At 48.1% G+C, this 22,701-nt stretch carries 24 protein-coding genes; 16 read left to right on the forward strand and 8 right to left on the reverse strand.

Features of this window, described 5'->3' with window-relative positions:
• The 6 genes from ftsY to glpG form a co-directional block, all read left to right on the forward strand.
• Positions 1-1,009, forward strand: a 1,009-nt coding sequence (gene ftsY, locus AKJ31_RS19335; RefSeq protein ID WP_053410673.1) for a signal recognition particle-docking protein FtsY, incomplete at its 5' end; no start/stop codon positions are given.
• Between the two features lie 26 nt (positions 1,010-1,035).
• Entirely contained in the window at positions 1,036-1,710 is a 675-nt protein-coding gene (gene ftsE / locus AKJ31_RS19340) for a cell division ATP-binding protein FtsE (protein WP_053410674.1), read from the forward strand.
• Complete coding sequence (ftsX, locus tag AKJ31_RS19345) at positions 1,700-2,674, forward strand: permease-like cell division protein FtsX (protein WP_053410675.1); 975 nt, start codon at positions 1,700-1,702, stop codon at positions 2,672-2,674. Before ftsE ends, ftsX begins: the two co-directional genes overlap by 11 nt.
• A gap of 166 nt (positions 2,675-2,840) precedes the next feature.
• The gene (gene rpoH, locus AKJ31_RS19350; RefSeq protein WP_053410676.1) at positions 2,841-3,698 is read left to right on the forward strand and encodes an RNA polymerase sigma factor RpoH; all 858 of its coding nucleotides are present in this window, start codon (positions 2,841-2,843) and stop codon (positions 3,696-3,698) included.
• 413 nt (positions 3,699-4,111) lie between these two features.
• A complete protein-coding gene (glpE, locus tag AKJ31_RS19355; protein WP_053410677.1) occupies positions 4,112-4,438 on the forward strand; it encodes a thiosulfate sulfurtransferase GlpE in 327 nt (108 codons plus the stop codon).
• Positions 4,439-4,447: 9 nt separating this feature from the next.
• Positions 4,448-5,281 carry a rhomboid family intramembrane serine protease GlpG gene (gene glpG, locus AKJ31_RS19360; RefSeq protein ID WP_053410678.1) on the forward strand — a complete coding sequence of 278 codons (834 nt, stop codon included), beginning with the start codon at positions 4,448-4,450 and terminating at the stop codon, positions 5,279-5,281.
• Positions 5,282-5,337: 56 nt separating this feature from the next.
• Here the strand turns inward: glpG and AKJ31_RS19365 are convergent, their stop codons facing one another.
• Entirely contained in the window at positions 5,338-5,745 is a 408-nt protein-coding gene (locus AKJ31_RS19365) for a flagellar basal body-associated protein FliL (protein ID WP_053410679.1), read from the reverse strand.
• A gap of 165 nt (positions 5,746-5,910) precedes the next feature.
• On the opposite strand from AKJ31_RS19365, the gene AKJ31_RS19370 reads away from it, so the two are divergent.
• A complete protein-coding gene (locus tag AKJ31_RS19370; RefSeq protein WP_053410680.1) occupies positions 5,911-6,459 on the forward strand; it encodes a chorismate lyase in 549 nt (182 codons plus the stop codon).
• Complete coding sequence (gene ubiA, locus AKJ31_RS19375) at positions 6,449-7,303, forward strand: 4-hydroxybenzoate octaprenyltransferase (protein WP_053410681.1); 855 nt, start codon at positions 6,449-6,451, stop codon at positions 7,301-7,303. The genes AKJ31_RS19370 and ubiA overlap by 11 nt, the downstream gene beginning before the upstream one ends.
• A 44-nt stretch (positions 7,304-7,347) precedes the next feature.
• Here ubiA and plsB read toward each other — a convergent pair whose 3' ends face one another.
• Complete coding sequence (gene plsB / locus AKJ31_RS19380) at positions 7,348-9,789, reverse strand: glycerol-3-phosphate 1-O-acyltransferase PlsB (protein ID WP_157052404.1); 2,442 nt, start codon at positions 9,787-9,789, stop codon at positions 7,348-7,350.
• Positions 9,790-9,985: 196 nt separating this feature from the next.
• On the opposite strand from plsB, the gene AKJ31_RS19385 reads away from it, so the two are divergent.
• The 6 genes from AKJ31_RS19385 (at position 9,986) to fghA (ending at position 15,647) form a co-directional block, all read left to right on the forward strand.
• Positions 9,986-10,351 (forward strand): diacylglycerol kinase, encoded by a 366-nt coding sequence (locus AKJ31_RS19385; RefSeq protein ID WP_053410683.1) that lies wholly within the window; start codon positions 9,986-9,988, stop codon positions 10,349-10,351.
• Between the two features lie 95 nt (positions 10,352-10,446).
• Positions 10,447-11,064, forward strand: coding sequence for a transcriptional repressor LexA (gene lexA, locus AKJ31_RS19390; protein WP_053410684.1), 618 nt, complete (start codon positions 10,447-10,449; stop codon positions 11,062-11,064).
• A gap of 89 nt (positions 11,065-11,153) precedes the next feature.
• Positions 11,154-11,966: a class I SAM-dependent methyltransferase gene (locus tag AKJ31_RS19395; protein ID WP_053410685.1), complete on the forward strand. Its 813-nt coding sequence runs from the start codon at positions 11,154-11,156 to the stop codon at positions 11,964-11,966.
• 41 nt (positions 11,967-12,007) lie between these two features.
• On the forward strand, positions 12,008-13,345 hold the full coding sequence (dinF, locus tag AKJ31_RS19400; protein WP_053410686.1) for an MATE family efflux transporter DinF: 1,338 nt from the start codon (positions 12,008-12,010) through the stop codon (positions 13,343-13,345).
• A 250-nt stretch (positions 13,346-13,595) separates the two neighbouring features.
• Entirely contained in the window at positions 13,596-14,744 is a 1,149-nt protein-coding gene (locus AKJ31_RS19405; protein WP_053410687.1) for an S-(hydroxymethyl)glutathione dehydrogenase/class III alcohol dehydrogenase, read from the forward strand.
• A gap of 63 nt (positions 14,745-14,807) precedes the next feature.
• The gene (gene fghA / locus AKJ31_RS19410) at positions 14,808-15,647 is read left to right on the forward strand and encodes an S-formylglutathione hydrolase (RefSeq protein WP_053410688.1); all 840 of its coding nucleotides are present in this window, start codon (positions 14,808-14,810) and stop codon (positions 15,645-15,647) included.
• A 58-nt stretch (positions 15,648-15,705) separates the two neighbouring features.
• Here fghA and sthA read toward each other — a convergent pair whose 3' ends face one another.
• Positions 15,706-17,136 carry a Si-specific NAD(P)(+) transhydrogenase gene (gene sthA / locus AKJ31_RS19415; protein ID WP_072161403.1) on the reverse strand — a complete coding sequence of 477 codons (1,431 nt, stop codon included), beginning with the start codon at positions 17,134-17,136 and terminating at the stop codon, positions 15,706-15,708.
• 257 nt (positions 17,137-17,393) lie between these two features.
• Here sthA and fabR point away from each other — a divergent pair, with 257 nt between their 5' ends.
• Together fabR and AKJ31_RS19425 are read left to right on the forward strand one after the other, a co-directional pair.
• Positions 17,394-18,035, forward strand: a complete 642-nt coding sequence (fabR, locus tag AKJ31_RS19420) for an HTH-type transcriptional repressor FabR (protein WP_053410690.1) — start codon at positions 17,394-17,396, stop codon at positions 18,033-18,035.
• Positions 18,035-18,415, forward strand: coding sequence for a YijD family membrane protein (locus AKJ31_RS19425; protein ID WP_053410691.1), 381 nt, complete (start codon positions 18,035-18,037; stop codon positions 18,413-18,415). Before fabR ends, AKJ31_RS19425 begins: the two co-directional genes overlap by 1 nt.
• Before the next feature lie 133 nt (positions 18,416-18,548).
• Here the strand turns inward: AKJ31_RS19425 and AKJ31_RS19430 are convergent, their stop codons facing one another.
• From AKJ31_RS19430 to AKJ31_RS19450, 5 genes are all read right to left on the reverse strand, one after another.
• A complete protein-coding gene (locus tag AKJ31_RS19430; protein WP_053410692.1) occupies positions 18,549-19,430 on the reverse strand; it encodes a DUF7916 family protein in 882 nt (293 codons plus the stop codon).
• The gene (locus tag AKJ31_RS19435; RefSeq protein ID WP_053410693.1) at positions 19,411-19,773 is read right to left on the reverse strand and encodes a PTS lactose/cellobiose transporter subunit IIA; all 363 of its coding nucleotides are present in this window, start codon (positions 19,771-19,773) and stop codon (positions 19,411-19,413) included. Before AKJ31_RS19435 ends, AKJ31_RS19430 begins: the two co-directional genes overlap by 20 nt.
• On the reverse strand, positions 19,773-21,110 hold the full coding sequence (locus tag AKJ31_RS19440) for a PTS sugar transporter subunit IIC (RefSeq protein ID WP_053410694.1): 1,338 nt from the start codon (positions 21,108-21,110) through the stop codon (positions 19,773-19,775). The genes AKJ31_RS19435 and AKJ31_RS19440 overlap by 1 nt, the downstream gene beginning before the upstream one ends.
• A 4-nt stretch (positions 21,111-21,114) precedes the next feature.
• A complete protein-coding gene (locus AKJ31_RS19445) occupies positions 21,115-21,438 on the reverse strand; it encodes a PTS sugar transporter subunit IIB (protein WP_053410695.1) in 324 nt (107 codons plus the stop codon).
• A gap of 217 nt (positions 21,439-21,655) precedes the next feature.
• Positions 21,656-22,657, reverse strand: coding sequence for a LacI family DNA-binding transcriptional regulator (locus AKJ31_RS19450; RefSeq protein ID WP_053410696.1), 1,002 nt, complete (start codon positions 22,655-22,657; stop codon positions 21,656-21,658).
• Positions 22,658-22,701: the final 44 nt, after the last annotated feature.

Below are 22,701 nucleotides of genomic sequence, written 5' to 3' on the forward strand. Positions count from 1 at the left end.
AGCAGAAGCAGAAGCAGAAGTGGTTGAGGAACCAGCCCAGCCACAACCAGCTCCCGAGCCACGTGTGGTCGAGCAGGAAAAGCCAACCGAAAGTTTCTTTGCCCGCTTAAAGCGTAGCCTTGCTCGTACTAAAGCCAATATCGGCGCGGGTTTCTTTGGCTTATTTAAAGGTAAGCAGATCGATGATGATCTGTTTGAAGAGTTGGAAGAGCAACTGCTTATTGCCGATGTGGGCATGGATACCACACTCAAGATTATTGAGAACCTGACCGAGAAAGCATCGCGTCAGCAGCTTAAAGATGGCGAAGCTCTGTACGGTCTGCTGAAAGAAGAGATGGCAGAAATCCTCTCAAAAGTGGAACAACCACTAGAAATCGACAGCAACAGAACGCCTTATGTGATTCTGATGGTCGGTGTGAACGGCGTGGGTAAAACCACCACTATCGGTAAGCTCGCGAAGCAGTTCCAGGCTGAAGGTAAATCAGTAATGTTGGCAGCGGGCGATACGTTCCGCGCTGCGGCGGTAGAACAGCTACAGGTTTGGGGTGAGCGTAACAACGTACCTGTGATCGCTCAGCACACTGGCGCGGATAGTGCGTCGGTGATCTATGATGCGATCGAATCTGCCAAAGCAAAAGGTGTTGATGTTGTGATTGCCGATACTGCGGGTCGTTTGCAAAACAAGTCCAACCTAATGGAAGAGCTGCGCAAGATTGTCCGCGTAATGAAGAAAGTTGACGACTCTGCGCCGCATGAAATCATGCTAACGCTGGATGCGGGGACAGGTCAGAACGCGATCAGCCAAGCGAAATTATTCAGTGATGTAGCGCCTCTTACCGGTATCACATTGACGAAGTTGGATGGTACCGCTAAAGGTGGCGTTATTTTCGCGCTAGCGGATCAGTTTCAGATTCCAATTCGTTACATTGGTGTCGGCGAAGGTATCGACGATTTACGTCCATTTGAAACACAAGAGTTTATTGAAGCACTGTTTAGCCGCGAAGACTAATCGCGACTCGGTAAGAGGAAAGACGGGTGATAAAGTTTCAGCAAGTAAGTAAAGCGTACCGTGGTGGTCGACAAGCATTGCAAAAAGTCGACTTTCACCTCCGTCGTGGTGAGATGGCCTTTTTAGGCGGTCACTCTGGTGCGGGTAAAAGTACGTTACTGAAGTTAATTTGTGCGATTGAGCGTCCTACCGACGGCAAAATCAGCTTTAACGAGCACGACATCACCCGAATCTCTAACAAAGACATTCCGTTTTTGCGCCGCAATATCGGTATTGTGTTTCAGGATCACCGTTTGTTGATGGACCGCTCGGTGTACGACAACGTTGCATTGCCGATGCGTATTGAGTCGGTGCCTGAAAACGAAATCAAACGTCGTGTTAGCGCGGCATTAGATAAAACTGGCTTGCTTGATAAAGCCAAATGTCTGCCGAGCCAGCTTTCCGGTGGTGAGCAGCAGCGTGTCGGTATCGCTCGTGCGGTGGTGAACCGTCCAACTTTGCTTTTAGCCGATGAACCGACCGGTAACCTTGACCCAGAGCTATCGACGCGTGCGTTGAATCTGTTTGAAGAATTTAACCGAGCTGGCGTGACGATCCTTTTAGCCACGCACGACATCGAGTTAGTGAACACTCGCCCACAGTATCGCCATTTTGAGCTTAACCAAGGCTTTTTGAGTGAGGTAGAAGACTATGGTCGTTAATGTGCGTAAGCGCCAAACCAAAGCCGCACCCAAGCGTGCTGCTACGCGAGTGAAGCGAGATAGCTACCTAAAAGTACACTACAAGCAGGCGAAAGCCTCGTTACAAGCTTTGATGGTACGCCCGCTTGGCAACATCTTAACCTTGGCTGTGATTTCAATGGCGTTGGCGATGCCTGCGGCGTTATATCTGCTGGGTAAAAACCTTTCGGTTGCCTCTGAGCACGTGACTAGCCCTTCGCAAGTCAGTGGTTATATTGCTGAGCAAACGCCTGAAGCGCGCATCATGGTGATCAAAGATGAACTGGAGAGTTTGCCGGAAGTCGCGAAAGTTGAATACATTTCGCCGCAGCAAGGTTTGGATGACCTAAGCCAATATTCTGGCTTTGACCGCGCGATCTCTTTACTCGATGACTACGCTCTGCCTGGGGTGCTGATTATTACCCCGAGCACAGAAGACAATCAGGCGATAAAACAGCTTGCAACAAAAGTACGTGCAGAGCAGGACATTACCGATGTGCGCTTAGACGAAGACTGGCTGACGCGACTCGATGCAATCAAAAACCTTGTCGGCGGTATCGTGGTGACGTTATCGATTTTGATGCTAGGTTCGGTCTTTTTGATTGTCGGCAACACCTTGCGCTTTAACGTCTTGGCAAACAAAGACGAGATCCAAACCATGAAGCTAATTGGTGCCACCGACAGCTATATTTTGCGTCCGTATCTATACTCGGGAATGTGGTTTGGTCTGTTGGGTGCACTGTTTGCGTGGATTGTTACAGCGGTTATCACAATTCTACTTAACCACAGTGTTGAGAAGCTGGCATTGCTTTATGATAGTCGCTTCCGATTGATTGGTTTGAGTTGGGACGAAAGCTTGCTGCTGCTGATGCTCGGTACTTTCTTAGGTTGCCTAGCGGCGCGAGTCTCTGCACAACGCCATTTAAAAGAAATTGAACCAGTTTAATTTGGGCTTGTCATACTATTGAAAAAAGTAGACGCTACCGTATACTTCTCACTTGTGTAAACAGTTTGTTTATGCATAATTACTTTCCCTGCTTGAATCGTGTTCATTTTAGGTTCAAGATTGATGGGTTAAAAATACTCCAGATCAGAGATTGATGAGGAATTGAATGGCTAACCAAGCGTATCCAATGGCAGTAGTTACACAAGATAGCCTAGACAGCTATATCCGCACAGTGAACAGCTATCCAATGCTGACCGCTGATGAGGAGCGTGAACTCGCCGAACGATTGCATTATGACGGTGAAATTGAGGCGGCAAAAGGTCTGATCCTTTCGCACCTGAGATTTGTCGTGCATGTTGCACGTGGTTATTCTGGTTATGGCCTGCCAATGGCAGACCTAGTTCAAGAAGGTAACATCGGTCTGATGAAAGCGGTAAAACGCTTCAACCCAGAAGTTGGTGTTCGTCTTGTGTCATTTGCTGTGCACTGGATTAAAGCAGAGATTCACGAGTACGTATTGCGTAACTGGCGAATCGTTAAAATTGCGACCACCAAAGCCCAGCGTAAATTGTTCTTTAATCTACGTAAGTCGAAGAAGCGTCTAGGCTGGTTCAACAACGGTGAAATCGAAACCGTTGCCAAAGAACTGGGTGTAGAGCCTTCTGAAGTGCGTGAAATGGAATCTCGTCTTGCAGCACAAGATGCAACATTCGAGATGCCAACCGATGACGATGACACTGGTACTTCATACACCGCGCCAATGTTGTACTTGGAAGACAAGTCTTCTGACCTCGCTGAGAGCGTAGAAGCGGCGAACTGGGAAGCGCACACTAATAATCGCCTGAGCCTAGCACTGGCTAGCTTAGATGACCGTAGCCAACATATCGTTCGCTCTCGCTGGTTAGACGATACCAAAGCGACGCTACAAGAGTTGGCTGAAATGTACGGTGTTTCTGCAGAGCGTATTCGTCAGCTAGAAAAGAACGCGATGAAGAAACTGAAAACAGCGGTAGGCGACTTCTAAACCTTTCGCCAAATCAAATTTAAAAAAGCCGAGATCATTTGATCTCGGCTTTTTTGTTTGTGATCGGATAAAGACGTTTGTGATGACTTTGTGGGATCGTTTTTTGTACGCCTGCCTGTGGGTAACTCTGTGAGGAATTTATTCGCTATATGTCAGAAAGCAGGGTGAATAAAGGCATCAGCAGTGCTTTTTCGGTGGGGATAGTTTTTCTATTACACACAAAAAAATAAGGATCATCACTACATATAGTAGATCTAATTTTCTACAACCACTTTATCAACGCTATCCACAAAATTATCCACAGATGGTGAAAATTCAAACGCTGGTGGATAACCTTATTAACCCCGTGTACTTTGTGAGCATTGGATAGGTTACAATGCCAGCAAAATAATGAAGTACTAGAGAGACAGTAAATGGACCAGTTTCAACACATCGATGTCACCGCGGCACAAGCCCTATTAGAACAAGGCGAAGCGCGTTTGGTTGATATCCGTGACCCACAATCTTTTGCCGTTGCGCACCCGAAGTCGGCGTTTCACTTAACCAATGATTCGATTGTGAGCTTTATGAACGACGTGGAATTCGAACAGCCTGTTTTGGTGATGTGTTATCACGGCATCAGCAGCCAAGGTGCAGCTCAATATTTGGTTAACCAAGGCTTTGAGCAGGTGTATAGTGTGGATGGTGGCTTTGAAGCTTGGCAGCGAGCTGAGTTGCCGATTGAATCCAACACTCCTTAGGTAATTTTTATGGTAAGACTGATCACGTTAGCGAACCCGAGAATGGCGCAAGCATTTATCGATTACATGGCGTCGCGTCATATTGATATTCAAATGATGCCAGAGGGTGGTGGTCAGTTTGCTTTATGGCTCAGTGATGAGCAACACCAGGTCGAAGTAGAGGCCGAGCTCAAGCACTTTTTGGCCAACCCAACCGCGACGAAATATCAGGCTGCATCTTGGGATATGGCCGATACGCGCACTAGTCAATTTAGCTATCGTTCACCGAGTATGCTGGCGATGGTGAAAGCCAAAGCGGGCGTGTTCACATTGGCGGTCATGGCTGTGTGTGCAGTGATCTTTATCTTGCTGCAAATCGGCGCCGGTGATGCGGTGTTTAACTTGCTTCACTTCCCAGCATTTGCCAGCCAAGAATGGCAGTTATGGCGTTGGGTCAGCCATGCTGTGCTGCATTTCTCCGTTATGCACATCGCGTTTAACTTATTGTGGTGGTGGCAACTGGGTGGAGATATCGAGCAACGTTTAGGTACTGGCAAGCTGGTGCAGTTGTTTGTGGTGTCAGCCGCGCTTTCTGGTGCCGGACAGTTCTGGGTAGAGGGTGCTAATTTTGGTGGCTTGTCTGGCGTGGTTTACGCGCTGGTTGGTTATCTATGGATGCTTGGTTACAAAGCGCCGCAGATCGGTTTGAGTATACCAAAGCCTATCATCGGTTTTATGTTGGTATGGTTGGTACTTGGCTTTCTTCAACCGTTTATGGCAATTGCCAATACCGCGCATTTGGTCGGTTTACTGTCGGGTGTTGTGATGGGATTACTCGACGCCAGTAAAGCGAAACACAGATAAAAAAAACAGCGGCTCAAGCCGCTGTTTTTATTCGTGCTGTACATTACTGCTGCACGTTACTGGTATAGATACTTAGTGAAGAGTAAATCCGCGATGATGGTTTTACCCGTTTCAGGCAGTAACGTCGCGTTCAGTGACTCAACCAATGTCTTGCGCAAATCTTCGCGCCCAGCGAGTGACGTAATCGTGTCTTCGCTTTGCTGACCCAGCAGTTCAATCACCGCATCACGAATCAATGGTTGGTGCAGTTCAATCACGGCTAAGTCGGCTTCGCTGGCCACCATCACATCAATACGGACTTGGATGTAACCGAGCTTCTTGCCTTTGGTGTAAAAGTTAGTGGTTAAATCGGGTTCAAGCGTGAAGTAAGCTAGCTTGGGCTCTTGCTCTTCCTCGGCCATCGCTGGAAGGCTAATCAACATTGCCCAAACGACAAATATTTGGGCTAGGTAACGTTTAATCATATTTATAACTTTTCTTTCTTCCAATCACGATACTCGAATCGCCAGAGTCTTGTTACAATAGAGCATCTATTTGTAATAAAAATGCGTTAAGTACTCGATGGGGTGGTTAACACTTCAAATCGAAGCTTTATTGTACGACGATAAGGCGACTTATTGAATACTAGTATGAATCAATCGATTGCGCTTTATTTATCTGCGCTGCGCCAAGTGGATTGGCAAAATCCAGCAGAGTTTAATTTTCCGAGTCCGAACGCTGAACGATGGGTAAAAGAACAAGGGTCGTTATCACGCCTGCTTAACTCGTATTGCCAGCAGTTAACGGTCGACCTTTTACACAATAAAATTGTTCGTGCCGAGAAGCTTAACCCTCAAGAGGTGGCGTTATTGGCGAATGAATCGTGTCTGCTACGAAAAGTAGTGTTAAAAGGCGACGGAGAAGCTTGGGTATTAGGCCGCACCCTTATTCCACAATCTTCGATGCAAGATCAGCAATATGATTTGTCGCAGCAGGGCGATATCCCACTGGGATTAACCGTATTTAGCGCCGAGAACGTGAAGCGAGATGCACTGCAGGTAGGCTGGGCGGAAACCCCACAAGGAAAGATGTTGGCGCGTCGTTCTAGGCTGTGGATGAACCACAAGCCAATGCTGGTGGCAGAACTGTTTTTACCGACCGCACCTATGTATACCAAGGAGAACATGAATGACTGCTGATAAAGCTCGCGCTTTTTGGCAATTGATGCGTATGGATAAGCCCATTGGCACTTTGCTTTTGTTGTGGCCAACTTTTTGGGCGTTAATCTTAGCGGCGGAAGGCTTGCCAGACCTCAAGGTGCTGGTGGTGTTTATTCTTGGTGTTATATTCATGCGTGCGGCGGGATGTGTGATCAACGATTTTGCGGACCGTAAGGTGGACGGTCACGTTAAGCGCACTCATCAACGTCCGTTGCCTTCTGGTCGCGTGAGTGCCAAAGAGGCGATCACCTTGTTTCTCGTCTTGGGGATCGCGTCATTTTTGTTAGTACTGACGATGAATCCACTGACGATCAAGCTCTCTTTTGCTGGTATTGTGCTTGCGTTTATCTACCCATTTATGAAGCGTTTTACCCATCTGCCGCAACTGTTTTTGGGTTTGGCCTTCAGTTGGTCGATTCCAATGGCATGGGCGGCACAAGCCAATGAACTGCCGATGATGGTGTGGTTTGTGTTTGTCATCAACGCGATTTGGACCATTGCCTACGACACGCAATACGCGATGGTTGACCGCGATGATGACCTTAAAATTGGGATTAAATCGACCGCGATTCTGTTCGGCCGCTTGGATAAGATGATCATCGGTGTGCTGCAATTGATCACGCTGGCAATGCTGATTTATTTAGGTATTTGGTATCAACTCGGCGCGAGTTATTACTGGAGCTTACTGGTGGCGGGCGCGCTGTTTGTATTTCAGCAACACCTGATTCGCCATCGTGAACGGGACTTGTGTTTTAGAGCGTTTCTCAACAACAACTACGTTGGAATGATTATAGCAATAGGGCTATTGGTCGCGTTCCTTTAAATAGAAGCCAACGAAAAGGGCATCCACTGGATGCCCTTTTTTGTTTATTTACTTTCGAGCTCAGTGGCCTGATAGATACTTTCTTTAATTGTCAGCAGTACTTCAGGGTAGAGCATCGAGTAGAGCAGCTCCGCCAGAGCTTTGCTCTTATGCGTATCGCAGTTGCCGTCTGAATCTAAGTAGGCTTGTTGTTTCAGCGTGGTAAACATCGCTGAGAACACGCCTTTATCAAAGAACTCAGGTGCGTTGATACCGTGCAGGCGACCCAAGCGCTGGGCAATGTCTTGACTCTTTTGTTCAAGGTCCGACTTGCCTAACTCAGGCTTCGCTACCAACAGGTTCAAGGCGATTGAGTAACGTTGCAAAGTTTCAGTAATGGTGCGACCAAGTAATACCAGTACCTGAGTATTGGATTGATTGATCGCGACATTTTCTTCGCTGTCGATTGTGACGATGCCTTGATGAGCAAGTTCTTCGATATACGATTCCGTTAACTCATCAAGCTTGCTTTCGTCGATACTCAAGAACAGCTCTTGCTTTAAGAACGGATACACTAGCGCCACGTTGTGCTTGATTTGCGCTAGAGGCAATTGCTGATGGCGAACGAGCATCTGAGCGATCAACGAAGGTAACGCCAGCAGATGGATAATGTTGTTGCGGTAGTACGTCATCAAAATCGACTGGTTACGGTCAAGTGAGACAATCTCGCCCATGCTGTCAGATTCGATCACAAATTTATCCAATGACTCCGCGTGTTTGACCAGCGCTTCTGCGTCTTCTTCCGGTACCGTGTAGGTTGATGAGTACGGAACGTTACGCAGCAGTGCAAGGTAGCAGTCGATTTGCTTAACCAGGCTATCGCGAGATAACGCACGTTGGCGAGATGCCAGCAATGCAGTCGCACATAGTGTCAGTGCGTTTGCAGCTGCCGCGTCGTTGATGTGCGTCATCATCTTGGTCGCTAGGTTATTGACCACTGGGTTGAGCCATTGTGGTTTGCTGCTACCCATCGGGTCGATATCTTTGGTCCACTCAGGCGCGTTTTCGTTGAGGTATTGGTTAAGCGGAATGGGTTCACCAAAGTTTACGTAGCCTTGGCCGAAGTTACGCAGTTTACGAATTGTGCGCAGTACTAGGCCAGCATTCTCTTTCTCTTTGCGCTTTCCGCGTAGCTCTTTGGCGTAAGTACCCACTTCCATTACGTGCTCGTAACCGATGTAAACAGGCACCAAGGTCACTGGACGATTCAGACCACGCAACATCGCTTGGATAGTCATTGCCAGCATACCGGTCTTCGCCTGTAGTAGACGACCTGTACGAGAGCGGCCGCCTTCACTGAAGTACTCAACCGAGTAGCCTTTGGCAAACAGCTCCGCCAGGTACTCGCGGAAAATCGTCGAGTAAAGCTTGTTACCCTTAAAGCTACGGCGGATAAAGAACGCACCACCACGACGGAAAATTGGTCCCGCAGGGAAGAAGTTGAGGTTGATCCCCGCGGCGATATGCGGTGGCACCATTCCTTCGTGGTAAAGCACATAGGAAAGCAGCAAGTAGTCCATATGGCTGCGGTGACACGGCACGTACACAATCTCGTGACCATCTTGCGCCAGTTTACGTACCGTAGACGCGTTGTTGATGTTGAGACCTTGATAGATTCGGTTCCACAGCCAACCCAACACACGGTCGCCGCTTCTGACTAGCGAGTAAGAGAAGTCAGCTGCAATTTCATCCATGATGTCATGGGCTTCTTTGCGCGCTTTTTCAATCGAGATGTTTTTCGCTTTCGCTTCATCTTCGATGACTTTTTCGATCGCTTTAGACTTCATCAGACGTTTGAACAGCGCCTGACGACTCGGCAAGTTCGGGCCTGAAGCCGCTAACTTCTGACGAGAGAAGTGAATACGAGCCACGCGCGCCAGCTTATGAGCGATGGATGCGTCGGTGCCGTGAGAGTCCGCCATGTAACGTAGCGAAACTACCGGGCTTATACGTACTAAGCAGTCACGACCTGATAACAGAACGGCTTTCGCTTTTTGCGGACCGTTGAGAGATTGCAAGTAAGGCTTGTTCTGGTGCTCCTTACCTGGTTTGCGTCCCCACAATACCGTAGTCGGTATGACTTGCACGTCCAACTCAGAGTCGTATTTATGCAGCTCTAATAGTTCAGAAAACTGAGCAATAGATTCACTTGGCACGTCTTGGTCGTTACGCATCACAGTTTCGCGTGAAGTGGTGAAGACAAAACGCTTAAAAGATTTACCATTAATTTCAACAGGTTCAAAAGGGTCAGGCAGACCTAAGCCTACAACCTGCTTTTGCAGCGTTACTAAATCAACGTTAGAACGGTATGGCAGTGCGTAAAAAATGGGCTTATTGATATCAATACTAAGGTCGTCAATCGGGTTGGCAGGAATCGCGGTTCCTTTTACCAGCACTGAGAGTGGCAGTTTTAGTAATGAACTAGAAAATGATTGTCCGGAAGACATAAAGCTTCTGAGCCTCAAAATAGTAAATAGCTTATTCATGTCGCGTTTACTCACATTTAGAGTCGCGCACATCAAGCCGATATTTTTAGGGTTGCAAGGATATCAGAAACTGGTCGAACCTTTTACTTATAATTGAACATGAATGCATCAATGTCGTCGGATTTGATCCATATCATCAACGTAAAAAGAGATCCTAGTGTCACGAAAATCACTGTATGGCTTTAAACGTCTAAGAAACGCGATTCGCTATTCATGTCAGGGTTTGAAGGCCGCATTTCAAACAGAGCCCGCATTTAAAGAAGAATTGCTGTTGGCCACGATCATGATTCCGCTGGCGTGCTTTCTCGACGTGACGCAGGTTGAACGCATCCTGCTGATCGCCAGTGTGCTGCTCGTTTTGGTGGTGGAGTTGCTCAATAGCGCCGTCGAAGCTGCGATTGACCGTATCAGTAGCGAGCAACACGAGCTCTCTGGTAGAGCAAAAGATTTAGGTTCCGCTGCGGTCATGGTTACCATGTTTGTGACCGGATACGTCTGGCTGGAAATACTGTTTCTTGGGTAAAAATTGGTGGCGAATCAAAAAATAAGCAATTGTCTTTTCATTTTGCAGATTACTGGATATACTCACAGTTAACTGTATAAAAAGACAGGTGACTTATGAAGCCGTTAACGCCACGCCAGCAACAAGTATTTGATCTGATCAAAAGTAAAATTGATGACACAGGGATGCCACCAACACGCGCTGAGATCGCACGTGAACTGGGTTTCCGCTCTGCTAACGCAGCTGAAGAACATTTAAAAGCCCTTGCTCGTAAACAAGCGATTGAAATTATTCCGGGGGCATCGCGCGGTATTCGTATTTTGCTCGAAGACGCAGCAAATGATGAAGGTCTACCGCTGATCGGTCAAGTCGCGGCAGGTGAACCTATCCTTGCGCAAGAGCATGTTGAAACTCATTACCAAGTTGACCCTGGTATGTTTAAACCTCAGGCTGATTTTCTGCTGCGCGTAAACGGCGAGAGTATGAAAGACATCGGTATTATGGACGGTGATTTGTTGGCAGTGCATAAGACTCAAGACGTACGTGATGGCCAAGTGGTTGTTGCACGCGTTGACGATGACGTCACGGTGAAACGTTTAGAGCGTAAAGGCTCAACCGTCCTGCTTCACGCAGAAAACGAAGAGTTTGAGCCAATCAAAGTCGACTTGACTTGCCAGCACCTGACTATCGAAGGCCTTGCGGTCGGTATCATTCGCAACACCGATTGGATGTAATTCTTCACATGAGATAAATTCTCATTTATCTTGATGTTGTAATTGATATTCATTATCATCTTCTTTGTCGCTATGAAAGGAAGATGATAATGGTCGCTAGCCACAAAATTGCTCAACATCGCTATCAAATCCCTGCAAATCTATTGCAGCCTTTATGGCTTCGTAGCCGAGAAAGTCTCGTTGATAACGGTTTGGTTTATGACCCAATCGCGGCGTATGCCTGCCAACGCTGTCAGCTTGCCCCAGAATGCCTTGCGGGCGACATCAATCAAAAGCAACTCCTACACGTCACCTTAACTCAGCTTTGTGACCAACAAGTTTCCCAGTTTATTCGCCGCAATCCAGATGGTTGGATCATTAACGTCGGAGCGGGACTGGATACGCGTTTTTATCGCGTGGATAATGGCCGTTGCAACTGGCTGGAGTTGGATGTCACGGAGAACTTATTGTGGCGTCAAAAACTCTTCCATCGCAGTGAACGCTATCACCATATGTGTGGCAGCGTGAATGAACTCGATTGGTTGAATGCGTTACCGATTCCAGACAAGTCACCCGTGATGATTGTTTGCGAGCTAGCGTTGCTCGACTGCAATGAAAGACAAGTCGCGAAATTTATCCAAGCGTTAGGTTGCCATTTTGAGAGTGCCAGAGCCTGCATTGTTCTTGCGGGTGACCTGTCTAGCTCCAAGCTAGGACAAAAAATGGGTTCAGCTCAGTATGCTCACGGTTATCAGGCACCAAGAGAAGCGGTGCTGGGTTACTTACCTTGGGCAAGGTGGGTAAAAACCTATTCGCCTCTCGACCGAGAATGTGGTCGCTGGAAACTTTGGCAGCGCTGGATAACCAAGATCCACCCGATGAGACAAAGATTAACGCCAGTAGTAGTTCAGCTTCGCTGGTGATCTCGGTACACTGACCGCTTGCAATTTAAGCGAGTGGTCACGTGCAAATAATTCAAACTCTTTCCGATAAAGCACTGCATAAGCGAGTTCTTCTGCTCGCCATCCCTATGGTGCTGTCCAATATTACTGTACCGCTATTAGGCTTAGTGGATGCTGCGGTGATCGGCCATCTTGAACACGCTTGGTACTTAGGCGGTGTGGCGCTTGGTAGCACCATGATAAGCGTCTCTTTCTGGTTGTTGGGTTTCCTGCGTATGGCGACCACCGGATTGGCGGCGCAATCGTACGGCTCGGATGACAAACGTCAACTGGGGTTGGTATTGACTCAGGGCATGACAATGGCGCTCGGATTTGCAGCGCTGTTTCTGTTGCTTCATCCGTTTGTCGCCAACTGGGTCTTCAGCTTTAGCGACGCCAGTGAAGAAGTGAAAAATTTCGGTGAGCAATATTTTGCGATTCGGGTCTGGAGCGCACCAGCAGCACTGATCAACTTTGTTTTGCTCGGATGGTTGCTCGGGACACAAAATGCCAAAGCCCCGATGTGGATGGTGATCATCGCCAACGTGACCAATATTGTGCTCGATATTCTGTTTGTTATCGGTTTAGGCTGGAAAGTAGAAGGGGCGGCATTGGCGTCTGTGATTGCTGACTACACTGGGATGAGCTTTGGCCTTTGGTGTGTGTGCCGTACTTGGGCTCAAAGCCAGCTTCCTTCGCCTCTTGAGCTTCTCAAAGCTACCGGCCATGGCTTGAGTCGCTTCGTCAAACTCAATCGGGATATCTTCCTGCGCTCACTTTGCCTGCAAGCCGCTTTTACCTTTATGACCTTTCAAGGCGCGAGCTTTGGCGATGAAATCGTCGCGGCCAATGCGGTGCTGATGAGTTTCCTGATGATGATTTCGTACGCCATGGACGGTTTTGCTTACGCGATGGAAGCCATGGTAGGTAAAGCGATCGGTGCTAAAGACAGACAACAGTTAAGCCAATCACTCGTGGGGACGTTTTTCTGGAGTTTGATTATTTGCTCGATATTGACGCTGTTGTTTGCGCTGTTTGGATCGCCGCTGATCGGATTGATCACCGATATTCCGTCAGTACATTCGTTGGCGCTGGTATACCTGCCTTGGCTAGTGGCGATGCCGCTGGTTTCTATGTGGTGCTTCTTGCTAGATGGGATTTTTATCGGTGCGACAAAAGGCCCCGAGATGCGCAATGGTATGTTCTTTTCTACCTGTAGCTTCTTCGCGGTGTTTTATCTTGCTGAAGGGCTGGGCAATCACGCACTGTGGATGGCGATGCTGAGCTTTATGGCGATGAGAGGGATAACTCTGGCCGTGATGTTGCAGTATCAATGGCGCCGCGGAACGTTCCTCGCGTAGTCGAGCGATTTCTCACCTTTATCCTCATTTAAAACCGAGCTGGAAGACCGCTCGGTTTTTCATTATTACGCATATGTAAAAATCATTTTCAGTTTGATGGGATTATCATCGATATGAAAGTGCCTAAAATGAATAACAACAAAACGACGCAGCGATGAGATTGATCGTCAGCTACGCTTATACCAACTTAGATAAGGCGTGGACAAAAGCGTGCGTCATATCTAACCCTACGTTTGAAAAGGAAAATCCAATGGCACTTGATATTAAACCAGGTCAAAAGTCGATTAAGTCTAAAGCGGCGGTTGCATGGGCGGCTGGCGAACCATTGAAAATGGAAGAAGTGGATGTCGAACTGCCAAAGAAAGGCGAAGTGTTAGTTCGCATCGTCGCGACGGGTGTTTGCCACACTGATGCATTCACTCTGTCAGGTGACGATCCAGAAGGCATCTTCCCGGCGATCCTTGGCCATGAAGGCGGCGGCATCGTTGAGATGGTTGGTGAGGGCGTGACCAGTGTAGAAGTAGGTGACCACGTGATCCCGCTTTACACCGCTGAATGTGGTGAGTGTAAATTCTGTAAGTCAGGTAAAACCAATCTGTGTCAGGCGGTACGTGAAACCCAAGGTAAAGGTCTAATGCCAGACGGGACTAGCCGTTTCTCTATCAACGGCGAAACGATTTATCACTACATGGGCTGTTCGACTTTCTCTGAGTACACGGTTTTGCCTGAAATCTCACTGGCGAAAGTCAACAAAGAAGCGCCTCTGGAAGAAGTGTGTCTACTGGGCTGTGGTGTCACTACCGGTATGGGCGCAGTACTGAACACCGCTAAAGTAGAAGAGGGCGCGACAGTGGCGATCTTCGGCCTAGGTGGTATTGGTCTGTCGGCGATCATCGGTGCACGCATGGCTGGCGCGAGCCGCATCATTGGTATTGATATCAACGAAAGCAAGTTCGATCTAGCGAAACAACTTGGTGCGACTGACGTGATCAATCCACAGACCTTCGACAAGCCAATCCAAGAAGTGATCGTTGAAATGACCGACGGCGGTGTGGATTACTCGTTCGAGTGTATCGGTAACGTTAACGTGATGCGTCAGGCGCTGGAATGTTGTCACAAAGGTTGGGGTGAGTCAGTCATCATCGGTGTTGCCGGTGCGGGCCAAGAGATCTCAACACGCCCATTCCAGTTAGTGACGGGTCGAGTGTGGCGTGGCAGCGCATTCGGTGGCGTAAAAGGTCGTTCTGAGTTGCCAGAGATTGTGAATCGCTACATGGCGGGCGAGTTTGGCCTACAAGAATTCATTACTCACACCATGGGCTTAGAAGACGTTAACAAAGCGTTTGACCTGATGCACGAAGGTAAGAGTATCCGCTCTGTTGTTCACATGGATAAGTAATTCGTTTTGGCTCTCGTGATGGGAGCCAAAGCTTGCTTTGATACTTTTCTTTGAGGACAAACCATGACGATTGAAAACGTTAGCCAAGCCAAAGTCTTTGGTGGTTGGCATAAGCAATATACTCACGACTCTGCGGTACTCAACTGCTCAATGCGTTTTGCGATTTTTTTACCGCCGAATGCAACCAAGTCAAACCCTGTACCAGTGCTGTATTGGCTGTCAGGGCTAACCTGCACCGATGAAAACTTCATGCAGAAAGCGGGGGCATTTCGCAAGGCTGCAGAATTGGGTATCGCGATTGTTGCACCAGATACCAGCCCTCGTGGCGACGATGTGGCCGATGATGAAGGCTACGATTTAGGTCAGGGCGCAGGCTTTTATCTCAATGCGACGCAGCAGCCTTGGTCGCGTCACTACCATATGTACGACTATGTAACGCAGGAATTACCGGCACTGATCGAAGCGAACTTTCCGGTTTCAGAGCACAAATCGGTGTCTGGTCACAGCATGGGTGGACATGGCGCATTGACCATAGGTCTGAAAAACTCAGCGGCGTATCGCTCAATCTCAGCGTTCAGCCCAATTTGTAACCCAATGCAGTGCCCTTGGGGACAAAAAGCGTTTAATGCTTATTTGGGCAATGACTTCACGACGTGGCAGCAATACGACGCGAGTGAGTTACTCAAGCATGCCAAAGCTGACTTGCCGATTTTGGTCGACCAAGGTGACGCTGATGGATTCCTAGTCGAGCAACTGAAGCCCGAATCGTTACTCGCAGCGGCGCAAGTGCACGGCTCGGACGTGAAGCTGAGAATGCAACCAGGTTATGATCATAGCTACTTCTTTATTTCGAGCTTTATTGACGAGCACTTAGCGTTCCACGCCAAGCATTTGAATAAATAACGTTGAAAGAAACAAAAAACCGCAGCGATTAGGCTGCGGTTTTTTATTGGCTTGCTGATCAGAACAAACGGTTTAAACCATTCAACGCGGCGACGCGATACGCTTCAGCCATGGTTGGGTAGTTAAACGTGGTATTGACGAAGTATTCAATCGTATTTGCTTCGCCTTTTTGTTCCATAATCGCCTGACCGATGTGGATGATTTCTGCGGCACGCTCACCAAAACAGTGAATACCGAGGATCTCTTTGGTCTCGCGGTGGAACAGAATCTTCAAACTGCCGATATCTTTGCCTGCAATCTGCGCACGTGCCAAGTGTTTGAACGACGAGCGTCCGACTTCATACGGTACTTTGGCTGCAGTCAGCTCTTGCTCGGTCTTACCAACAGAGCTAATTTCCGGAATGGTGTAGATGCCAGTTGGGATGTCTTCGATTAAGTGACCATCGGCCTGACCTTTGGTGATTGCCTGAGCAACAAAACGGCCTTGGTCATACGCCGCGCTTGCAAGGCTCGGGTAACCAATCACGTCACCAACAGCGTAGACGTGTTCAACTTCTGTCTGGTAGTTGCCGTCTACTTTCAGTTGGCCGCGAGAGTCACTTTCTAAACCTACCGCTGATAAGTTGAGTCTGTCTGTGTTACCAGTACGACCGTTGGCATACAGCAAGCAATCCGCTTTCATTTTCTTGCCCGATTGTAGGTGGACGATAACGCCATCATCAGTACCTTCAATCTTTTCGTAGGTTTCATCGTTGCGAATCACCACGCCACTGTTCCAGAAGTGGTAAGAAAGCGCGTCAGATACCTCGTTATCTAAGAAAGACAGCAGACGGTCACGAGTATTGATTAAGTCTGTTTTCACCCCTAAGCCGCGGAAGATAGACGCGTACTCACAGCCGATCACACCGGCACCGTAAATGATGATGTGGCGAGGGTCGTGCTTGAGGTTAAGGATCGAATCACTGTCGTAGATACGTTCGTGAAGGAAATCAACATCACGTGGTTGGTAAGGGCGTGAGCCCGTTGCGATGACGAAACGGTCAGCGCTGTACAACTCTTCCGTGCCGTCGCTTTGCGTCACCGCAATAGTGTACTTATCGGTAAAGCGTGCAATACCGAAAATCATGCTGCAGTGGTTACGGTCGTAGAATCCCTGGCGCAGACGAGTCTGTTTATCGATGACCGTTTTCGCGTGCCCGAGGATGTTTGAGAAGGTGGAATGGATGCTGGTGTTGTTATTGCAGAAAAGCGGGTTGCTGTTGAACTCGATAATGCGGCTCACCGCGTGACGTAGTGATTTGGATGGAATGGTTCCCCAGTGAGTACAACCACCACCGACACTACTTTCTTTTTCCACAATGGCGACGTTTAGACCGGCTTTGGTTAATCCCATTGCAGCCCCTTCACCTCCGGGACCACTACCAATAACGATTACATCAAAGTGGTTACTCTCCGCCATAGTTCTATCCTTGTTATATAGTCTTAACATTGCTTTAGCGAGATTTTAACTGATTCGAGAGGACGGTAAATGGAAACCACACTAGAGAGTCGAGCGGATCACGTAGAATCGTCTAAATGCAATGAAGGGTATGCTGTGTGTCTCTAATTAAGGGCGAAAAGATTGAAAATTGCTACTAACTAAGTTTAATTGCTTCTCGGTAGTCACAGTCGGAGATTTTTAGGTTATTTACCTAAGACAATCGTTGTATATTAGTGTCTATCGAGACAAGAAGTAGAACCGTTGATATGAAACCCATGGGAATCCGTGCACAGCAGAAAGAGAAGACACGTCGCTCTTTGATTGACGCTGCATTTAGCCAATTGAGCGCAGATAGAAGCTTCTCTAACCTGAGTTTACGAGAAGTTGCTCGTGAAGCCGGGATTGCGCCAACATCCTTTTATCGTCACTTTAAAGACATGGATGAACTAGGCTTAACCATGGTTGATGAGGGTGGTTTACTCCTTCGTCAGTTGATGCGTCAGGCTCGTCAGCGCATTGTCAAAGAAGGCAGTGTGATTCGGACTTCGGTTGAAACTTTTATGGAATTCATCGAAAGTAGTCCTAACGTATTTCGATTGTTGCTCCGCGAACGCTCTGGCACTTCTGCCGAGTTTCGTGCCGCGGTCGCGAGAGAGATTCAACACTTCGCAGCGGAATTGACCGAGTATTTGATCGGCACAGGGATGACACGTGAAGAAGCGTTTATACAAGCAGAAGCCTCTGTCACTCTGGTCTTCAGCTCTGGTGCAGAAGCCTTAGATTTAGAAACACGCGCACGCGATGAACTCGCCGAGCGTCTAATATTGCAATTGCGAGTGATAGCCAAAGGGGCTTATTGGTATCGCAAAGAACGTGAACGTAACCGATTAAAAGGTGGGATAGATTAATGTCGAACGAAACAAACCAAGTTGATCGTGGTTCTGAGACAAAAACATTAGTTCTGGCTGTAATAGCTGGTATGTGTGGCGACGCAATGCTGTCGTGGCTAACTATGAGCGAAGTTTCTTTCTCAATTTTTCCACTTATTGCGTTAGTGCTTTCTGTACAAGCGCTTTATCAAGAGTATTTAAGCAAACCTGTATCAGAGGATATCCCTCTAGTGGGTCTGGCGTGCTTCTTTGTTGGCGCATTTGGCCATTCAGCCTTCATCAAAGCTCAGCATCCTGGTGCGGGCTCAAATATGCTGGCGATCTTTATTACCCTAGGTTTGCTGCTTTGGGTGGCGAAAAAGCTTGGTTTTATGGAGCGTCAGTCAAAAGCTGAGTAATCCGTTTGAATCGAATCTAAAAAGTCCGGCACATTGCCGGACTTTTTTGTTTTTAGGTCATGTGGTTCGCAGAAAACGAAAAAAGGGCGCCAACTTCCGTTGTACGCCCAAACTAGCCAAGTTGAGAGGTTATTTATCTGCGATTTGCCATGCGTTTATATTGATGTCTGCGGCCACGTAGCGTGATGCCGAGATGAAGAATGTTTTCTGGTGGCGCGATGCCACTGTAGCCACCGTCACCAATGTGAACAATATCCGCCCCCGCAGCTTTGGACGCTATCGCGACTTGCTCAATGTAGGACTCGGTCGCCCCTTCTTGTGACGTCCCTATTGCCAACATACCTAACATGCCACTGCTGTGCACCGCGGCCATCATCTCTTTGGCGAGCAAGGGATCCACGCCAGGAGTTGTGTACGGCGCAGGGAACATCATGATGTCAGCGCCGGCTTCTGCAAATGCAGGCACGATCGATAAGTTGTAGTCATTCCCAACGCCGCCAGCGTGCATCTTGCCTGCGACGATAATGATCTCCTGTGAAACACTGCGTACCAAAGAGATTGCGTCGAGTATCGTTTCTTGGGTCACGCAGTTGCCAGGGTTGCCCGTGAGCATGACGTAATCCAAACCGAGCTCGATCGCTTTTTCGACGGTTTGTGTCGTCACGGTGCGTCCAATATCGATATGTTGCACATCGGCAGGAACGGGTTCGAGGTTACAGCCGATCAAGCGTCCGGTCGCCTCTTTGACCTGTGCAATCGACATTGACGCTTCAGGGTCTTCCGATAAGACACGAATCTTAGGTGACATGACATCTAAGCAGTTGAGTGTGATCATATCGGCGCCAAAGGCTGCAGCAATCTCCGCTCCGGACACTACGTCAATCGGTGGCGTTATCGCAACAACATTTTCAACCATCAGCGTACGACCTTCAGACAGGCGGATACTGTCAACGATTTGCTGACGATTCGCGTGGCGAAAGTCTTCCGAGGTGTAATCAAATATGCGCTTTTTCACGGTCGAGTACCTTCTGTAATTTTTGATGAATCTCGTTGATTTCTTCTGCCATCTCGCGGCACAGCATGGTAGTCATGATGTGGTCTTGGATGTGGGTCAGGATAAGGGTCATAGTGACTTTCCCTTCGCCTTGGTCGAAGCCTATCAATGAGGTTTGCGACTTGTGCACGGCGACTAGGGCTTCGTCACCAGTTTTCATTAGAGCTTGGGCTTGCTCAAACTCGCCGCGTCGTGCTGCTCGCATCGCATCCATAAACGCGGCTCGAGCTTCGCCAACCTGGCAGAGTAACGTCATCAGAAACTCTTCACTGATGTCGGCACTTGAGTTGATTTCGAACGTCATTACGCGACTCCTTGTTCTAAGGTTTTACCTTTATTGCTTTGGTTTTCGGCGGTTGCTTGAGCTTTTTCTTCCGCGAGTAGTTGTTTCTCATGCACTTTGAGGAACGGATAAAACACCATGGCACTGATACAGACACTGCTTAGCACGACGAGTGCGGCAGTTCCTGAGTTGGTTGCAATGATGGCGCCAATAGGGGCTGGCATTGTCCAAGGGGGAATGGCGATGATTTTTGCGACAAAGCCAGTTTTGAATGCCAGCCAAACTATAGATGTGTTGATGGTTGGAGCGAGCAACCAAGGAATAAAGTAGATCGGGTTCATGACGATCGGCGTACCGAAGATAACTGGCTCGTTGATATTGAACGTGCCTGGAATGATCGACATCTTACCGATGGTTTTCAACTGGGTTGCTTTTGAGCGCATCATCAGAACCACTAAGCCCCATGTACCGCCTGCGCCGCCAACAAAGATAAAGAAGTCCATCACAGGGTTGATGAAAATCGCAGGGAGTGGCTCACCTGCCGCCAAAGCGTCTTGGTTCATGCCTAGGTTGATAAGCAGCATTGGACCGATGATGCCTCCGACAACGGAGCCGCCATGAATGCCGCTAAACCAGAGGATTTGCACAATCAACACCGCGATAAGACAGGCGATAAAACTGTCTGACGCGACAACTAAAGGTTGGAAAAGCATCATGATCGCGCTTGGGATTTGTAGGTCGTAACCCGCTAGTACCACGTTGATGGTCATCACGATGACGGAAACAAAAACGATAGGGATCAGCAAATCAAATGAAGCAGAAATTTTAGGCGGTACTGCTTCAGGCATTTTGATGCGCACATTGTATTTGATCAGCAAACGCTGCATTTCTGGAACCAGCAAACCACATAGAATCGCGGTGAAAGCGCCTGTCCCGCCGAGGAAAGCGCCGGGTAGCGCGCTGCCAATGTCGGTCGATGCCATAGGTGCGACCGCGAGGAGAAAAGCGAACATCGAGAGCATGCCAGTATTCATCGCTCTGAGTTTGTATGACTCAGCAAGGCTAAAGCCGATACCAAACGCCGCGTAAAGGGCGAAGATTCCCATACTGAGTTGGAAAGGGGCCATGATGTTATCTTTGCCAATCATGTTGATTAGCGCGTGCCATCCATCAAAAAACGCATTGCCTTCTGAGGGTGGAAACGCCAGCACCAACAACAGAGAACCGACGATCAGAAACGGCATGGTAGAGACAAAGCCATCTTTGATTGCGTTGACATGACGCTGAGCAGAAATCTTACCAGCAAAAGGGGCGACGTAGTTTTCGACGAAGCCCAACACCTTATCGAATAAAGCCATTTTGTTATGCCTCCATACCGAGGTGAGATTGGTACAATTCAATCGCTTGGTCGAGAACTACATCACCTTTCAACATGCCGTAACTCATCATGTCGATCAGACCACAGCCTTTACCGAGTTCGTTGGCACGTTGCTTAAACTCTTCGTACTTAAACTTCACTTGTGGTGCGACGAGGCATACGTCACTTTGTACAATGCATTCTTCAAACTCCGCAACCGAGTGAGCGGAGATCGTACACTCGATGCCTTTCTCTTTTGCAGCGTGTTCCATTTTATTGACCAACATGCTTGTCGACATGCCAGCAGCACAGCATAGAAAAATTCTCATGGTTATTCTCTCAATGTTAATCAGACAACATTGACTATAGATAAAAATGTAACCGGTTTCTGTAACCGGTTTCACTTATGCATGTTAAGTCACATGAGGAGAGCGTTTTTTAAACAATCGTGTTAAGTGTGTCGAAAATTTGCACAGCAAAGAGAAGCATGAATGATCGAAATAGGATTGGAGTCACTCGCCACAATGGATCGTGGCGAGGGGTGTATTAAGCGATGCTTTGTGTGGAATGACGGATGATCAGTTGGCCTTGAATCACTTCTGATGCTGGAGAGGTTTGACTCTCTGCAAGACTCTGTGCGACTTCCATCGCTCTCTCCATCATTGATTGGATCGGAATATCTACCGTGGTTAACGAAGGCGTGATAAATGGGCTGCATGGGTCGTTGTCTATACCGATGACTGAGATTTGTTGTGGTACTGCAATTCCATGTTCAGTAAGGGCTTTGATACAACCGATAGCGATGTCATCGGCCCCCGCGACGATTGCGCTGCAGTCGAGTCCTTTGGCAATCAATTCTTGAGTGGCTTCATAACCCTCAATAAAGCCAAATGCGCATGGCTGGTGGGCAATGTTGCCGATTAATTCAGGATACTTTTCTGCGGTGCGATAAAAACCGTCTTTGCGCGAGGTTGAGGTTGGGGTCGTTGCTTCTGGGCCTAAATACAGCAAGCGCTGGTGGCCTTGTTCAACCAAATGTTCTACAGCCATAGAGATCGCGTGCTGTTGGTCGAAGGCAATCGAATAGCCTGCTTCGGGTGGCAATTGACGTCCGACATTGATCAGTGGGATATCGATAGAGCGATTGAGCGCAATCACTTGTTCCGACGTTAGCATGCGGCTGTACAAAACAATCACATCACAACGTTTTTCTACTAAAGAATGAACCGCTGCCAGTTCTTGCTCTGCTAAGTTGTGTCCGTCGGCAATCAACAGCTGTTTGCCCATTTTCTCTGAGCTAACCGAGGCCTGCTTTAGCAAGATACCAAAGTAACTACCGGTAAAGTCAGACAAAACTAAACCGATGCTATTGCCACTTCTGGTTGCAAGTGCTTGGGCTACCGAGCTTGGTTTGTATTTGAGATCTTTCATGACCGATTCGACTAAATTTCGGGTACTCTGTTTAACCGGTCCAGTGCCATTGATCACTCGGGAAACCGTTGCCTTAGAGACGCCTGCAATACGCGATACATCTGAGATTGTTGCCATTAGTACCTCTTAAAGACTCAACCACAAGGCACAACAAATGTGCG

The sequence above is a fragment of the Vibrio hepatarius genome, assembly GCF_001274785.1.
Taxonomy (GTDB): Bacteria; Pseudomonadota; Gammaproteobacteria; order Enterobacterales; family Vibrionaceae; genus Vibrio; species Vibrio hepatarius.

What these genes read in the sequence shown, in the direction of transcription:
- ftsX (WP_053410675.1), top strand. Translation starts at nt 1,700, where the DNA reads ATGGTCGTTAATGTGCGTAAGCGCCAAACCAAAGCCGCACCCAAGCGT.
- rpoH (WP_053410676.1), top strand. Translation starts at nt 2,841, where the DNA reads ATGGCTAACCAAGCGTATCCAATGGCAGTAGTTACACAAGATAGCCTA.
- glpE (WP_053410677.1), top strand. Translation starts at nt 4,112, where the DNA reads ATGGACCAGTTTCAACACATCGATGTCACCGCGGCACAAGCCCTATTA.
- glpG (WP_053410678.1), top strand. Translation starts at nt 4,448, where the DNA reads ATGGTAAGACTGATCACGTTAGCGAACCCGAGAATGGCGCAAGCATTT.
- AKJ31_RS19365 (WP_053410679.1), bottom strand. Translation starts at nt 5,745, where the DNA reads ATGATTAAACGTTACCTAGCCCAAATATTTGTCGTTTGGGCAATGTTG.
- AKJ31_RS19370 (WP_053410680.1), top strand. Translation starts at nt 5,911, where the DNA reads ATGAATCAATCGATTGCGCTTTATTTATCTGCGCTGCGCCAAGTGGAT.
- ubiA (WP_053410681.1), top strand. Translation starts at nt 6,449, where the DNA reads ATGACTGCTGATAAAGCTCGCGCTTTTTGGCAATTGATGCGTATGGAT.
- plsB (WP_157052404.1), bottom strand. Translation starts at nt 9,789, where the DNA reads ATGTCTTCCGGACAATCATTTTCTAGTTCATTACTAAAACTGCCACTC.
- lexA (WP_053410684.1), top strand. Translation starts at nt 10,447, where the DNA reads ATGAAGCCGTTAACGCCACGCCAGCAACAAGTATTTGATCTGATCAAA.
- AKJ31_RS19395 (WP_053410685.1), top strand. Translation starts at nt 11,154, where the DNA reads ATGGTCGCTAGCCACAAAATTGCTCAACATCGCTATCAAATCCCTGCA.
- AKJ31_RS19405 (WP_053410687.1), top strand. Translation starts at nt 13,596, where the DNA reads ATGGCACTTGATATTAAACCAGGTCAAAAGTCGATTAAGTCTAAAGCG.
- fghA (WP_053410688.1), top strand. Translation starts at nt 14,808, where the DNA reads ATGACGATTGAAAACGTTAGCCAAGCCAAAGTCTTTGGTGGTTGGCAT.
- sthA (WP_072161403.1), bottom strand. Translation starts at nt 17,136, where the DNA reads ATGTTAAGACTATATAACAAGGATAGAACTATGGCGGAGAGTAACCAC.
- fabR (WP_053410690.1), top strand. Translation starts at nt 17,394, where the DNA reads ATGAAACCCATGGGAATCCGTGCACAGCAGAAAGAGAAGACACGTCGC.
- AKJ31_RS19425 (WP_053410691.1), top strand. Translation starts at nt 18,035, where the DNA reads ATGTCGAACGAAACAAACCAAGTTGATCGTGGTTCTGAGACAAAAACA.
- AKJ31_RS19435 (WP_053410693.1), bottom strand. Translation starts at nt 19,773, where the DNA reads ATGACGTTCGAAATCAACTCAAGTGCCGACATCAGTGAAGAGTTTCTG.
- AKJ31_RS19440 (WP_053410694.1), bottom strand. Translation starts at nt 21,110, where the DNA reads ATGGCTTTATTCGATAAGGTGTTGGGCTTCGTCGAAAACTACGTCGCC.
- AKJ31_RS19445 (WP_053410695.1), bottom strand. Translation starts at nt 21,438, where the DNA reads ATGAGAATTTTTCTATGCTGTGCTGCTGGCATGTCGACAAGCATGTTG.
- AKJ31_RS19450 (WP_053410696.1), bottom strand. Translation starts at nt 22,657, where the DNA reads ATGGCAACAATCTCAGATGTATCGCGTATTGCAGGCGTCTCTAAGGCA.